Source organism: Paenibacillus sp. NFR01 (genome assembly GCF_900111565.1).
Taxonomy (GTDB): domain Bacteria; phylum Bacillota; class Bacilli; order Paenibacillales; family Paenibacillaceae; genus Paenibacillus_AQ.
On record NZ_FOIK01000001.1, the window covers coordinates 584,408 to 597,628 of the forward strand.

Below are 13,221 nucleotides of genomic sequence, written 5' to 3' on the forward strand. Positions count from 1 at the left end.
TCCCGCTTCATAATGTTTTAATAAATGGATGTTACGATCAATGGAGAGTCAAGCGGACTTGAGACGCGGCGGGAGGTAAGTTCATTGAAGGTTTTAATCACGACGGATACGTATTCGCCAATGGTTAACGGAGTGGTCACCTCGGTCAAAAATCTGTACAAGGAACTAAAGGCGGAAGGGCATGATGTCCGCATCCTGACCTTATCGCACTCGAAATACGATGTCGTGAAAGACGACGTCTATTATGTAAAATCCATACCTGTCGGCATCTATCCCGATGCCCGGTGCAAGCTGCCCCTGTTCAACAAGCTGATCCATGCCATCCTGGAATGGCGGCCGGATATCATCCACTCCCAGACCGAATTCTCCATGATGCTTGTCTCCAAACAACTGGCCCATAAGCTGAAAATCCCGCTCATACATACGTATCACACCTTATACGAGAACTACCTGGGTTATTTTCTGGGCGGCAGGGTCGTTACCGTCAATCTGTCGGCCAGGATTACAAGACGAATGCTGAACCGTGTGGAAGGCGTCATCGCCGCAACGGATAAAACCCGAAGCAAGCTGCTCAGCTACGGAATTCAGACGCCGATCTTCGAAGTCCCGACAGGCATCGAGCTGCATAAATTTCAGCAATCTTTTTCAGACGATCAGAAGCGGCAGCTTAAACAGAAACTGGGCTTAACGGACCAAGACCGGATTATCGCATACGTGGGGCGAATTGCCTTGGAGAAAAATATCGGCGAGATCGTCGCTTTTCTGCCCAGACTTCTCGGGGCAATGCCTGACGTGAAGCTGCTGATCGTTGGCGGCGGGCCTTATCTGGATACGCTCAAGGAACAGGTCGGCCAGCTCGGTATCACGGACCGGGTGGTTTTTACCGGAATGGTCCGCCCGGACGAAGTGCACCAATATTACAAAATGGCCGACCTCTTCGTGAATGCATCCACCAGCGAGACGCAAGGACTGACCTATGTAGAAGCGCTGGCTTGCGGCTGTCCGGTGGTCTGCCGGTACGATCCCTGTATCGACGGGGTCATAGAGCAAGGAATAAACGGCTTCGCCTACATCAATCGGGAGGAGTTCACGGCATTCTGCTCCGGAATTTTGGCCGATGCCGGGCTTAGGGGACAGCTAAGCCGAAATGCGCTATATAAGGCGGAGTTGTTTTCAAGCCGTGTTTTTGCGAAAAAAGTTATGGAGCGCTATGTCAGCCTGGTCATGGCTTATCGGGAGCGTGAGATTCCGGCGGCGGCGAAGGCTGTGTTTACGAGGAGATTGCTCTTCAAACGGCAGAAACTATAAGCGCTGATAGCAGACGGTTTTCGGGGATTGTGTGTCCCGCACCGTCTTTTTTTATGAGTTGGATGGAAAGCGTTTACATAGAACATCGAATCAAAACGATCAAAATCTAATCGTTGTTGCCTACCCCACTCTCCCGTTCAAAAGTAGAATGAGAGCATAGACAAGGAGGGGTCATATGCTCGCAAGGATGCTGAAATACCGCTGGCAATACGTCATGATTGCCCCGGCGGCGGTGCTGCTGTTGCTGTTCAACTATATCCCGATGGCGGGAATTCAAATCGCCTTCAAAAATTTTGCGATTGGCTCCTCGATCTGGAGCAGCGGCTGGATCGGATGGGATAATTTTGCCTTCATCCATGACGCGCAGTTCTGGAAGGTCGTCAAGAACACGCTGTACATCTCCGTATTGAAATTTTTGTTCGGCTTCCCGCTGCCGATCATGCTGGCGCTGATGATCAACGAGCTGAAAAATGCGGGGTTCAAGCGTTTCGTCCAGTCGGTCAGCTATTTGCCGCACTTCTTTTCCTGGATTGTGGTGGCGTACATTCTGCAATCCTTCCTGACGCTGGACGGCGGGTTAGTAAATGATCTGATCGGGAAGGTGGGCGGAGACCCGGTCTTTTTCCTTGGTTCGACGGAATGGTTCCGTCCGATGATCGTTTCGAGCGGGCTGTGGAAGGAAGTAGGCTGGAATACCATTCTGTACCTGGCGGCCATCACGACGATCGACCCGCAGCTCTATGAAGCGGCCAAGGTCGAAGGCGCCGGAAAACTTGCCCAGATCCGCCATATTACGCTGCCAGGTATTCTTCCGACCATCTCCATTGTGCTGATCCTGAGCATTCCGAGCCTGATTCAGGTAGGGATGGATCAGATCTATCCACTGATGAACTCCGCGAATCAGGAAGTCGCCGACGTCCTCGATACGTATGTGCTGCGCAACGGACTGCAGCAGGGATATTTCGGCATGGCGACCGCCGTGGGCCTCGTATCCTCGGTCATCAGTCTCTTTCTCGTCCTGTCCACGAACGCAATGTCCAAAAAAATCAACGGAGAGGGGCTTTGGTAAACCATGAAATCGACTGCGCTGGAAAAGGCGGGTCAGGGCGTGATCGTGCTCCTGCTGACGCTGCTATGCATAAGCGTTCTCTATCCCTTTCTCTACATGCTGGCCATTTCGCTCAATACCGGGGCGGACGCCGCAAAAGGGGGAGTGTACCTCTGGCCGCGCCAGTTCACCTGGATCAACTACGAAATCGTGCTCGGCAATCAGGTGATCCGCCACGCCTACCTGATTACGGTTGGCCGTACGGTCATCGGCACATTCGGCGGTCTGGCGGTGACCCTGATGGCGGCTTACGGCTTGTCCTATAAGCAGCTGCCGCTTCGGAATGGCATCCTGACCTACATCTTGATTACGATGCTATTTAACGGCGGGCTCATCCCTTTCTATATCCAGCTGTTTAAGCTTGGCTTGACGAATACGTTCTGGGTGTACGTGATTCCCGGCTTGTTCTCCGTCTGGAACATGTTCGTCATGCAGAAGTTTATCCAGGGGATTCCGGAGGCATTGATCGAATGCGCCGAACTGGATGGGGCTGGGCCGTTCCGGATCTTGCTCCAGATTATTGTCCCGCTCTCCAAACCGATGCTGGCCGCGCTGGGCCTGTTTACAGCGGTAGGGCATTGGAATGACTGGTTCTCCGGTGCTTTCTATGTCAACGACCAGAACCTGATTCCGGTCCAGACGTTCCTGCAGCAGCTGCTGACCGCGCAGGATCTGTCGGCGGTACTCAGCTCGAACCAGAACCAGGAAGCGCTGGCTCGCAGCTCGATGAACAACATTACCTTGATGTCTGTGAAAATGGCAACGGTAATGATCAGCGCGCTGCCGATCCTGGCGGTGTATCCGTTCCTGCAAAAGTATTTTGTTAAAGGCGTCATGATCGGTTCGGTCAAGGGTTGACGCAGGCGCAGGGTATAAGCAATCATTCATATACCAATCGACTCGATGAAAAGGGGATGACATTTCAGTGAGTATTAGACAAAAAGGGATAAAAAGCGCGGTCGCGCTGACACTGGCGGCGCTCTTGGGCCTGACGGCCGGCTGCTCCGGCAACGGGAATAACGGCAATGCTGCGACGGGCGGCGACGGTCCGGACAGCCCGCCGGCCGGCTCCGCCGGAACCGCCAAAACGGCCGAACCGAAGGGATCGTCCAGCTTCAAGCTGTGGCTGGGCTGGACGGCGACGATCAACAACGACAGCCTCGTTCAAGATTACTGGCGCTCCGAAGAGCCGGGCATCGACGTGAAGCTCGAAGCGACGCAGGGCGATGCAGCCACCGCGCTGAATCTTAAGCTGAATACCGGCGGCTTCGAGGATGCGGCCATTTTCCAAAGAAGCCAGGTCGTCGACGATGCGATGAAACGCTCCAATCTGATCATGCCGCTGGAGCAGTATTTCAATATGCCGGATCAATATCCGAGCCTCGCGGCGATCCCGAAGGTATATCTCGATCAGATGAAGGACGCAGACGGCCATATCTGGTCGATCCCTTCCTACTTCGACCTTGACCCTACCGATCCGTGGCCGGGCTGGTCTTCCAATGCCTGGTTTATCCGCACCGACATTCTCGAAAAGACGGGCATGACGAAGGCCGATCTTACAACGCTGTCCGGTATCGAAACGTATCTGGAGAAAGCATCCGCTCTGAAGGACGACTCCGGCAAACCGCTGCTCCCGCTCGGCATTTTGACCGATAAAAACGACGAGAACACCGTGCTGGCCACCTTCGGCGTCACCGTTGCGTCCGCAGGCGGCGTGACTCCCGTTAAGAAAGTCGGCGACAATTTCGTCTTCATGTACGACGATCCGGGCTTCAAAGCCGCTTACAAATGGATGAACAGCCTTTATCTCAAAAAGCTGATCGATCCGGAAGCGCTTACCGACAAGGGCGAACGTTATGTCGAGAAAAACAAAAGCGGCCGCTTTGCAATGAACGTCGGCAGCTTCTGGAACTTTAACCAGTCCCTCTGGGAAGTGCTCGACGGCCCGACCGGCGCCGGCTGGTACTACGAACCGATTCCGTTCCCGAAAGTGGACGGTGTAAGCGAGCTGGGGACGACCCAGTTGATCAACCCTTATCCGGCCCATGATACCTATATCAGCAAAAACACGAAAAATCTCGACGCCATCCTGAAGTTCTACAACTATACGCTTACGCCGGCGCCGGAGCAAAACATGATCGTAAATGAAGGACCGGCCGGGAAGTATTGGGATTGGACCGATCAGCCGTACAGCAAATGGACGTTCATCGATCCGGAATACAAGGAGCTGCGCAACTCGGGCGATGCGGCCAAGAAAGCGCAAGTCACACCTGAACTGTATATGACTTCGAATTACAGCAATAAATGGTACGCGTGGTGGACCTCGGAGAACGTCCACGTCGGCGGTGCGAAGACCGGCGAATTCTCGCAGGCCATCGGCAAGATGGGCGCCACACGCGTGGCGGAGGATTATGATATGGTCAAAGCCAAATCCGGCGGCGTCTGGGAGAAGTACGCTCCTGAGCTGGATGCAGTTTACAAGGAATATCGCGCCAAGCTGCTGATGGCCGACGGCGATGCGAAATTCGAAAAGGTGTGGAACGACTTTACTTCCGCACTCGAAAAACGCGGCCATTGGAGCGAACTGAAGCAGGAGTGGACCGAACTGTATCAGGCAACGGCCCAATAACCCGCGCCAGCAGAGGCTTGTCCGTTTAGGCGGGTACCGTGTAAACTGATGTCACCACATGAAGCGGAGCAGTCCCGTCAGCGGGGCGGCTCCCTTTCCGGTTTCAACCCATGCGAATTTCAGGAGGAAGATGGGAAATGCACATGCGGCGCTGGCTTGAGAGAATGATTCTGCGCATGACCCGGACGATGAACCTTCGCCGGAAAATCGTCGCTTTTTATGGCCTGGTCGTCTTTATTCCCACGGTCATTCTGGGGATTGGCGCAGGGTATCTGGCGCTGCAGAATGTCAGGTCTAATTACATGCTGACCATTAACGAAGCCGTGCGTCAAACGGCGCAAAGCGTCGACTTCCGGAAACAGAGCTACGATCTGCTGGTCAACCGGACGGGTACGGACGGCGAGCTGATTTCGCGCTTGTCCCGCACGTACGAGAATTGGGAAGATCAACTGGCTTCCGTAAACTATGTTGACCGGTCTTTTCAGGTCATGAGCCGTTATTTGACGGGGATCGAGAACTTCCGGATTTACCACAGCAATGCGACGCTGCTGGAAGACGGCGGCTTGTTGTGGAAGCCGGGAGACCGCCCGCTGCCTGGCGGCGACGAGGAGACCTGGTATGACAATGTGATGGCATCGCCGTTCGCACTGCAGTGGTCCGACGTTACCGGAGAGCATGCCAAGCTGATCGTTTCGCGGAAAATCATGAATACCGGCGGTTATGTATTCGGGGCCATTTATATGCTGCTGGATTATGACAGCGTCTTCGGTGAATTGATGGATCATCCCTTCAGCGGCGAAGGCAGCTTATTTCTGCTGGATGAGCATAACCGCGTAGTCGCCGCCTCCGACCGGGCGATGATCGGCCGGCCGGTCGCGGCAACGGTTCTGGCGAAGCTTGGAATCGGAAACGGTGATACGGATACGGTTACTGGCGACGGCGAATACTTCGCCGTGCGGCAGCTGAACGGCGCCTGGAAAATCGCCGCGCTGGTACAGATGCACAAAATGGAGCAGCAGTCGGCCACCACCGTATACAGCATTGTGGCGATCACAGTCTTTTTTCTGTTTATGTCGATGTTCCTAGTCATGATCGTGCTGAAGAACGTGGTCCTGCGCATCCGCAAGCTGGGCAACCGGATGAGCGATATCGCCGAAGGCGATTTCAATGTCTTGCTGCAGAGTCGCAGCCGGGACGAGGTCGGCGACCTGGAGGTTATGTTCAACCAGATGGCGGGCAGGCTGGGCAGCCTGATCGAACTGCTGAGCAGCGCCAAATTAAAAGAAAAGGAATCTGCCTTTCAGGCGCTGCAGGCGCAAATCAATCCGCATTTTATTTATAATTCGCTCAGCTTGCTGCAGTGGCGGGCTCTTGATCAGGGCGATCGGGTTCAGGTGGAGGCGATCGAAGCACTGACGACCTTTTACCGGCTGGCGCTTGACAATACGTCCAATATCACGCTGATCCGCAGCGAAATCGAACATGTGCGGGCGTATCTGGACATTCAGCAGCTGCGTTATCCGGACCGCGTGCGGGTTGCATGGGATATCGATGAGTCGGTATGGGAACTGTATTCGATTAAAATGATTTTGCAGCCGATCGTAGAAAATGCCTATATTCACGGGCGTATCTTTACCGTTGCCGAAGCGTGCATATCCATTTCGATCCGGCGGGAGGGCCCGGTGATCCGTTTTGTGGTGGAGGACAACGGCACAGGCATTGATCCGGACACGCTGGTACTGATCCGCAGAGGCGAAAAAGCCGGCAAAGGCAACGGTTTCGGACTGATGAACATCAAGGAACGACTGGCTTTATACTTCGGCGAGGCTGGCAAGCTTTGGATCGACGGCGGACTTGAGCAGGGTACCGTTGTCGTGATCGAGCTGCCCGCCTGCACAGAGAAGCCGGAGCTTTACCGGGAGGGATGAACATGATGCTGCAAGCGCTTATTGTGGATGATGAGCCTTCGCATATCCAAGGTCTGATCCGGCATATCCCTTGGGGGAATTTAGGTTACGCTTTTCCGCTCACTGCGGAATCGGGCGAAGCAGCGCTGCCGATATTTCACAGTCACCGGATCGATGTCCTGATTACGGACATAACGATGCCGGGCATGAGCGGCATTGAACTCGCCGCCGCAGCCAAGGCCACGAGGCCGGAGCTGCAAATTCTGATTATCAGCGGCTACAACGAATTTGAGTTTGCCCAGGATGCCATCGAAGTCGGGGCGCATGGCTACGTGCTGAAGCCGCTTAGGCTGAGCGAAATCGAACGGAAGCTTGCTTCGTTCCGGGAGTCGCTGGAGAACATCCGGCAGATTCACGAACAGACCCGGCAGCTGCAAGCCATGGTGTCGGACAGCCGGGAATTGCTGAAGGAGTCTTTTGTGCACGACTTGCTGGAAGAAGAAACGCTGGGGGCGGAAATACTTGCTTCCTGGGAGCATCTGCTGGAGCTTCCGGCAATCACTCATGGCATATTGGTGGCTGCGGTGTTCCTCGACGACGGAACGATCCCGGGAAAAGACGCCCGGAGCAAGCTGATGCTGAATGCCGCTCTACTGCAATCCTGCGCGGTATCCCTGCAGAATCTCGGGTACGTCCTCACCGCGGCAGTGAAGCCGGACGGCGTTGCCGCTGTGCTCATCAATCCATCCTCGGATGAACGGGCGCAGCTTGATAAACGGATGGCTTTTGTGCAAGAGTACATGAACCAAACGTATCAGGTATCGGTGACATCCGGCATCGGGAGGGAAGGTCAGGCGTGGAATGAAGCCGGCAGGCTCTACCGGGAGCTGAAATATACGATCGCTGAGGCGCGCCGGAGCGAACAGGGCCAACGGGTGCATGTCGGCCAAATGGAACGGAAAGCATACGAGGACTTGAGGGAGCGGGAGATTCTCCTGCCGAATCTGCTGGCGCTCGCAGACAGCGAGGAACCGGCGCGGCTGATCGAAGCGGTAGGCCAGGCGTTTGAACAGATGGGAGCCAAAGCTCATTCTTTTAGCTATATTCAGTCCTTCAGCATCAGCCTGCTCAGCGAGCTTAGCCGCAAGCTGTGGAATGATGTGGAGGCGGTGACCTATCTCAGCAGCCGCGTACTGCACCGCCTGATGGAATGCAAAACGGTAGCGGAGCTGAAAAGTGTTGAGCTTGAATATATTCAGTCGGCGTTTATGCTGGTGCGCAAGGAGCGTACCCTGCAGCAGCATCACCTGATAAACCGCATCGCCTCCTGCATAGAGGAGCAAATGCCGGAAAGCCTGACGGTCAAGCAGCTCGCCGACCGGTTTCATGTAAGCGCGGGGCACTTAAGCGTGTTGTTCAAGAAAGAAACCGGCCAGACGATTTCCGACTTCGTCAAAGCCATGCGCATGAAAAAAGCGAAGGAGCTGCTCCAGGACCCGACAATCAAGGTATACGAGGTATCCGAGCGCGTCGGTTTTCAGACTCCCGCTTATTTCACCTACCAGTTCAAGAAAAACGAAGGCTGCACGCCGCAGGAATACCGCGACCGGTATTACCGGTGAACAGGTTGCTGTTGACTCGGGCGAAGAATAAATGATGCAAGCAAAGGAGCATTAAAATGACCAACGAAATGAACCCGGACGAGAAGTTTATGAAGGAAGCCATCCGGTTATCCCGGCAGGCCGTAGAGAAGGGCAATGAGCCTTTTGGCGCCGTATTGGTGAAAGACGGAGAGATCGTATACGCGAACGAAAATCAAATCTATTCGTTAAGCGATCCGACGTTCCACGCGGAATCGGGATTGCTGCGGCGGTTCTGCGCAGAGACACAAATCACGGATCTGAGCGGGTACACGCTGTATTCCAGCTGCGAGCCCTGCTTTATGTGCAGCGGCGCCATGGTGTGGACGAAGCTGGGACGACTGGTGTACGCGGCCAGCGACATCGATCTCTGCGAGATCATTGGCGAGCAGGGCTGCAATTGCAGCCGGATTGTGTTCGACCATTCGGGGCATCGGCCTGATGTTACCGCCGGCGTGCTGCGGGAAGAGAGCGTGGACATTTTAAAAAGTTACTTTTCCGGCCACGCGAAGGGTTGAAGAAACTCGTAACTTGCAGCCTAACCGGTCAATAGGCCCATAATAAAAAGCAAAGTCCCTGAGACCCTGTCTCGGGACTTTGCTTTTTGCGTTTACTCGTAATATACGCGCACGAAAATATCCTGGTCGTAGTTGCCAAAGCCCCGTCCGAACACAGTCAGGCCGCCCCGTCTGCGCCCGGCCGGCTCCGCCGTAATCCGCAGCCGCCACTGGCTGCTGTGCCAGTCGATATCCTGCAGCGTAACCGGCGATATCTGCTGCCCGTCCATGAACGTTCCCAGCGAGTTGATCCGCAGCACCTTCAGCATGCCGTATTGATTCACGTCGGGACGCCACCAGGCAGGCGTCAGCCGGCCCCGCGTTTTGCCGAAATCCCCCGGGCTCGTCCAGATGCCGACATCCTTGCCGTTGAGCGCAAAAGAAAGATCGGAGGGCCACTTCTCATTGATATTCGGCGCCTCAGATCCCAATTCCATCGAGATTTCGATCTCCTTGATCACTTGATCCTCGAACAGATAATTCGGCACGGTATATTCCACATACCCTTTGCCGAACCAGAAGATCCCGGCATGTACATGCTCCGGATCGGCGAAGAAACGCGGATCATCATAGAAGCCGATCAGATGCTCGGTCGTCGCGATGCCGCAAGTGGGCGAGGCGGAGAAGTCGGTATACGAACCGACCGGAAGGGACAGCTCGACCACTTTGCGGGCGATGTCCTGCGCGCCGGAGAGCTTGATCTGCAGAAAATGCACGGACAGCGAGCAATACTTAAAGGTGGCGCCGTCGATTCTGCGCATGCGCGAACTGATTAGACCGGCCTTTTGCAGCTTGCTCACATGCGAACTGACAATGGCGCTGCTCAGCCCTAGCGCAGCAGCCAGCTCTTTGATGTGCATTTCCCGGCCGTCGAGCAGCTCTACGATTTGCAGGCGGACTTCGCTGGCCAGCGCCTCGTAGACCTGCAGAGAATCCTTATTCGTCGTTAAGTACATGTATTTCCGCTCCATTTTCCATGCTTAGAATTAGTGATTATATTAATCCTGAAATTTGAAATTGTCAATTTACACCTGAATCTATAAGATCGAGTTAAGAGATAATGCAATTAGGATTAATACAATAGCTAATTCTACTGGAGGGAACATGATGTCCGTTAAAGCGTCGATGATCGTGGACAAGGATTTTGGTTTGGCTGAGGTTGATAAGCGAATTTATGGCTCTTTTATCGAACATCTGGGTCGCGCGGTATACGGCGGAATTTACGATCCGGGCCATGCGACAGCCGATGAGAACGGGTTTCGCGGTGATGTCCTGGAAGCGATCCGCAAGCTGAACGTGCCGATGATCCGATATCCGGGCGGCAATTTCGTTTCCGGTTACAACTGGGAGGACGGCGTCGGCCCGAAGAGCGAACGGAAGCGCAAGCTGGAGCTGGCCTGGTGGACGACGGAGCCGAACGAGATCGGGACCAATGAGTTCGCGGATTGGGCCAAGCTGGCGGGAGCCGAGGTGATGATGGCCGTCAACCTCGGAACCCGCGGTATCGACGCCGCGCGCAATCTGGTGGAATACTGCAACCATCCGGGCGGCTCCTACTGGAGCGACCTGCGGATTGCGCATGGCTACAAAGAGCCGCATAAGTTCCGGACATGGTGCCTGGGCAATGAAATGGACGGCCCGTGGCAGATCGGTGCGAAAACGGCGGTGGAATACGGCAGACTCGCCAATGAAACGGCTAAAGTGATGCGCTGGGTGGATCCGGACCTGGAGCTGGTTGCTTGCGGCAGTTCGTCGAGAGGCATGCCTACATTTGCGGAGTGGGAAGCGACGGTTCTTGATTTGTGTTATGAGAATGTCGATTTGCTGTCGCTGCATACCTACTATAACAACCATGAAGAGGACACGCCGAATTTCCTCGCCCGCTCGCTCGACCTGGATCAGTTTATCGGCAGCGTCGCTTCCATATGCGATTACATCCAGGCCAAGCAAAAGAGCCGCAAACGCCTGTACCTCTCCCTGGACGAATGGAATGTATGGAAAACCCAGGGGGAGAGCCGTGCCGAAAAACGCTGGCAGGTGGGGCCGCCGGAGTTCGAGGATGTCTACACTATGGAGGATGCGCTGGTGGTGGGCTGCTGCCTGATCACGCTGCTCAAACATGCGGACCGGGTGAAAGTGGCTTGTCTGGCGCAGCTGGTCAATGTCATTGCTCCGATTACGACGGAAAACGGCGGGGCCATGTGGCTGCAGACGACCTATTATCCGTATCTTCATGCATCGCTGTACGGACGGGGGACCGTGCTGCACCCGATGCTGAAATCGCCGAAATACGATTCCAAGGATTTTACCGACGTGCCGTACCTGGAAGCGGTTGCCGTACACAATGAAGAAGCGGGAGAAGTCACCGTGTTTGCCGTCAACCGCCATCTGTCGGAAAGCCTGGAGCTGCATGCCGACTTGCGCAGTTTTGGCAGCATTGAAGTGCTGGAGCATATCGTTCTCGCCCATGAGGATCTCAAAGCCTGTAACACCAAAGAGCATCCGCATCGGGTAGAGCCGCGTCAACAAGCGGTCACCGGTACGGCAACGGGCGGCGGCCGGCTGGAAATATCGCTGGCGAAAGCGTCGTGGAATGTAATTCGGGTAAGGGTTGGGTAGGCGAGCAAGGGGTCAGGGATCATACGATTATCCGCACGAAAAACGGCAAGTTTGTCATTCTGGCGACAGACCTCAGCCTGGCGAATTCTTTTGAAGCCAAATATCACGGAAGCTGGGGGGAGATCACGACAAGCGGCAGTCCTTATCTGGTCTGCTGGGAGTCGGAGGATCTGGTCCACTGGTCGGAGGAGCGGCTGATCCGGCTGGGCGACGCGGATTTTGGTTGTGTGTGGGCTCCGGATATCATTTACGATGCGGCACATGACGACTATGTCGTGCATTGGTCTTCCTCCCACCGCTCGAATCAATACGGAGATAAAGCAATCTATTATTCCAGAACGCGGGACTTTGTAACTTTTACGGCGCCTGAACTGCTGTGCCGGAAGGCAGACAGCGGAATTATCGATTCCGCGATTTACGAAGAGGATGGGCGATATTATCGTTTTACGAAAAGCGAAGCGAATCCGGCGGCGATTGTTCTGGAGCAGGGCGTCTATGAAGCGCCGACCGCGTTCCGGCTGCAAGACGGACGGTGGTTCCTGATGCTTGATTTCTACGAGGTCGAAGGCGCTGGTCAAGGATATGTGCCTTTTGTAGCCGACTCGCTCGCCAGCGGGCGATTTATCCGGTCGGATGCCAGTTTCAGCTTTCCATACGGGTTCAAGCATGGCACGATTATGGCGATTACGGCCGAGGAATACGAGCGGATTCGCAGCTTTTACTCATAGTTGAAGTTAGAGCCTTCGGGTGCAGCAGTTTGCCCAAACGGTCGCTTTGCAGCAGTATCCAGAGTTCATCGGCTATTTCCTCAGCGGTGCAGGGCGTGTCGCTGGTCAGCCACCATTCGAGGACGCCGGTAAGCGCCGAGGCGAAAAATTGAACCGCAACTTCTGCCCGTACATTGTTTTTAGCCGTTTCTTCTATAATATATGGACGCAACGAGGACTGAATCTCATCCAGTATACATTTACGAATGGACAAAAATCCTACATTGGCGATTAAGTCGCGCAGGAACGCGATGTTCGCCTCCAGATAACGGAACGTTTGCTCCAGCGATTCTTTGGTAAATGCGCCGGCGCTAGCGGTGGTGCCTTTGCAATCGCGGATCAGATCCGCCAGATTCACGGCGATGCATTTCTCCAGCAGATCATATTTGTCGACAAAGTTCAGATAAATCGTCCCCCGGTTCACGTTGGCCCGTTCGGCGATTTCATTCATGGAGATTTTGGCCAGATCCTTCTCCTTCAGCAGCTCTAGAAAGGCCTTCATAATAATATCCTGTGATTTTTGTTTTCTTCGATCCATAAACTCCGCTCCTTCCTGGACAATTTGGCCGGATTGTTGATTAATGAACAACGCTGCGGATCTGACGATTGAACATCCTGCCGGCGTCTGATACCTTGATGGTAGCAAACAAATGTTCAGTAATCAACAATTGTTCATATCACAGGAG

Annotated in this window: 11 protein-coding genes; 9 read left to right on the plus strand and 2 right to left on the minus strand. The window is 54.5% G+C overall.

All coding sequences use genetic code 11. The annotated features are described in order from the left end of the window. Nucleotides 1-84 precede the first annotated feature (84 nt). The 7 genes from BMW84_RS02540 (at nucleotide 85) to BMW84_RS02570 (ending at nucleotide 9,110) form a co-directional block, all read left to right on the plus strand. Entirely contained in the window at nucleotides 85-1,308 is a 1,224-nt protein-coding gene (locus BMW84_RS02540) for a glycosyltransferase family 4 protein (RefSeq protein ID WP_091064108.1), read from the plus strand. A gap of 175 nt (nucleotides 1,309-1,483) precedes the next feature. Further along, complete coding sequence (locus BMW84_RS02545; protein WP_091064109.1) at nucleotides 1,484-2,377, plus strand: ABC transporter permease; 894 nt, start codon at nucleotides 1,484-1,486, stop codon at nucleotides 2,375-2,377. A gap of 3 nt (nucleotides 2,378-2,380) precedes the next feature. Beyond that, on the plus strand, nucleotides 2,381-3,274 hold the full coding sequence (locus BMW84_RS02550) for a carbohydrate ABC transporter permease (protein ID WP_091064112.1): 894 nt from the start codon (nucleotides 2,381-2,383) through the stop codon (nucleotides 3,272-3,274). A 67-nt stretch (nucleotides 3,275-3,341) separates the two neighbouring features. Beyond that, entirely contained in the window at nucleotides 3,342-5,045 is a 1,704-nt protein-coding gene (locus BMW84_RS02555; protein WP_254772841.1) for a type 2 periplasmic-binding domain-containing protein, read from the plus strand. A gap of 137 nt (nucleotides 5,046-5,182) precedes the next feature. Continuing rightward, entirely contained in the window at nucleotides 5,183-6,973 is a 1,791-nt protein-coding gene (locus BMW84_RS02560) for a cache domain-containing sensor histidine kinase (protein ID WP_254772842.1), read from the plus strand. A 2-nt stretch (nucleotides 6,974-6,975) separates the two neighbouring features. Next, nucleotides 6,976-8,574, plus strand: coding sequence for a response regulator (locus BMW84_RS02565; protein ID WP_175498649.1), 1,599 nt, complete (start codon nucleotides 6,976-6,978; stop codon nucleotides 8,572-8,574). A gap of 56 nt (nucleotides 8,575-8,630) precedes the next feature. Next, nucleotides 8,631-9,110: a nucleoside deaminase gene (locus tag BMW84_RS02570; protein WP_254772843.1), complete on the plus strand. Its 480-nt coding sequence runs from the start codon at nucleotides 8,631-8,633 to the stop codon at nucleotides 9,108-9,110. 92 nt (nucleotides 9,111-9,202) lie between these two features. On the opposite strand, the gene BMW84_RS02575 is transcribed toward BMW84_RS02570, so the two are convergent. After that, entirely contained in the window at nucleotides 9,203-10,105 is a 903-nt protein-coding gene (locus tag BMW84_RS02575) for an ArsR/SmtB family transcription factor (protein ID WP_091064117.1), read from the minus strand. A gap of 151 nt (nucleotides 10,106-10,256) precedes the next feature. Here BMW84_RS02575 and BMW84_RS02580 point away from each other — a divergent pair, with 151 nt between their 5' ends. Together BMW84_RS02580 and BMW84_RS02585 are read left to right on the plus strand one after the other, a co-directional pair. After that, on the plus strand, nucleotides 10,257-11,768 hold the full coding sequence (locus BMW84_RS02580) for an arabinosylfuranosidase ArfA (protein ID WP_091064118.1): 1,512 nt from the start codon (nucleotides 10,257-10,259) through the stop codon (nucleotides 11,766-11,768). Next, nucleotides 11,738-12,496 (plus strand): glycoside hydrolase family 43 protein, encoded by a 759-nt coding sequence (locus tag BMW84_RS02585; RefSeq protein WP_175498650.1) that lies wholly within the window; start codon nucleotides 11,738-11,740, stop codon nucleotides 12,494-12,496. The genes BMW84_RS02580 and BMW84_RS02585 overlap by 31 nt, the downstream gene beginning before the upstream one ends. Here the strand turns inward: BMW84_RS02585 and BMW84_RS02590 are convergent. Then, on the minus strand, nucleotides 12,453-13,073 hold the full coding sequence (locus BMW84_RS02590; protein WP_091064119.1) for a TetR/AcrR family transcriptional regulator: 621 nt from the start codon (nucleotides 13,071-13,073) through the stop codon (nucleotides 12,453-12,455). The genes BMW84_RS02585 and BMW84_RS02590 overlap by 44 nt on opposite strands. Nucleotides 13,074-13,221 lie beyond the last annotated feature (148 nt).

Coding starts and splice junctions, on each gene's coding strand:
- BMW84_RS02545 (WP_091064109.1), top strand. CDS start 1,484: ATGCTCGCAAGGATGCTGAAATACCGCTGGCAATACGTCATGATTGCC.
- BMW84_RS02550 (WP_091064112.1), top strand. CDS start 2,381: ATGAAATCGACTGCGCTGGAAAAGGCGGGTCAGGGCGTGATCGTGCTC.
- BMW84_RS02560 (WP_254772842.1), top strand. CDS start 5,183: ATGCACATGCGGCGCTGGCTTGAGAGAATGATTCTGCGCATGACCCGG.
- BMW84_RS02565 (WP_175498649.1), top strand. CDS start 6,976: ATGATGCTGCAAGCGCTTATTGTGGATGATGAGCCTTCGCATATCCAA.
- BMW84_RS02570 (WP_254772843.1), top strand. CDS start 8,631: ATGACCAACGAAATGAACCCGGACGAGAAGTTTATGAAGGAAGCCATC.
- BMW84_RS02575 (WP_091064117.1), bottom strand. CDS start 10,105: ATGTACTTAACGACGAATAAGGATTCTCTGCAGGTCTACGAGGCGCTG.
- BMW84_RS02580 (WP_091064118.1), top strand. CDS start 10,257: ATGTCCGTTAAAGCGTCGATGATCGTGGACAAGGATTTTGGTTTGGCT.
- BMW84_RS02590 (WP_091064119.1), bottom strand. CDS start 13,073: ATGGATCGAAGAAAACAAAAATCACAGGATATTATTATGAAGGCCTTT.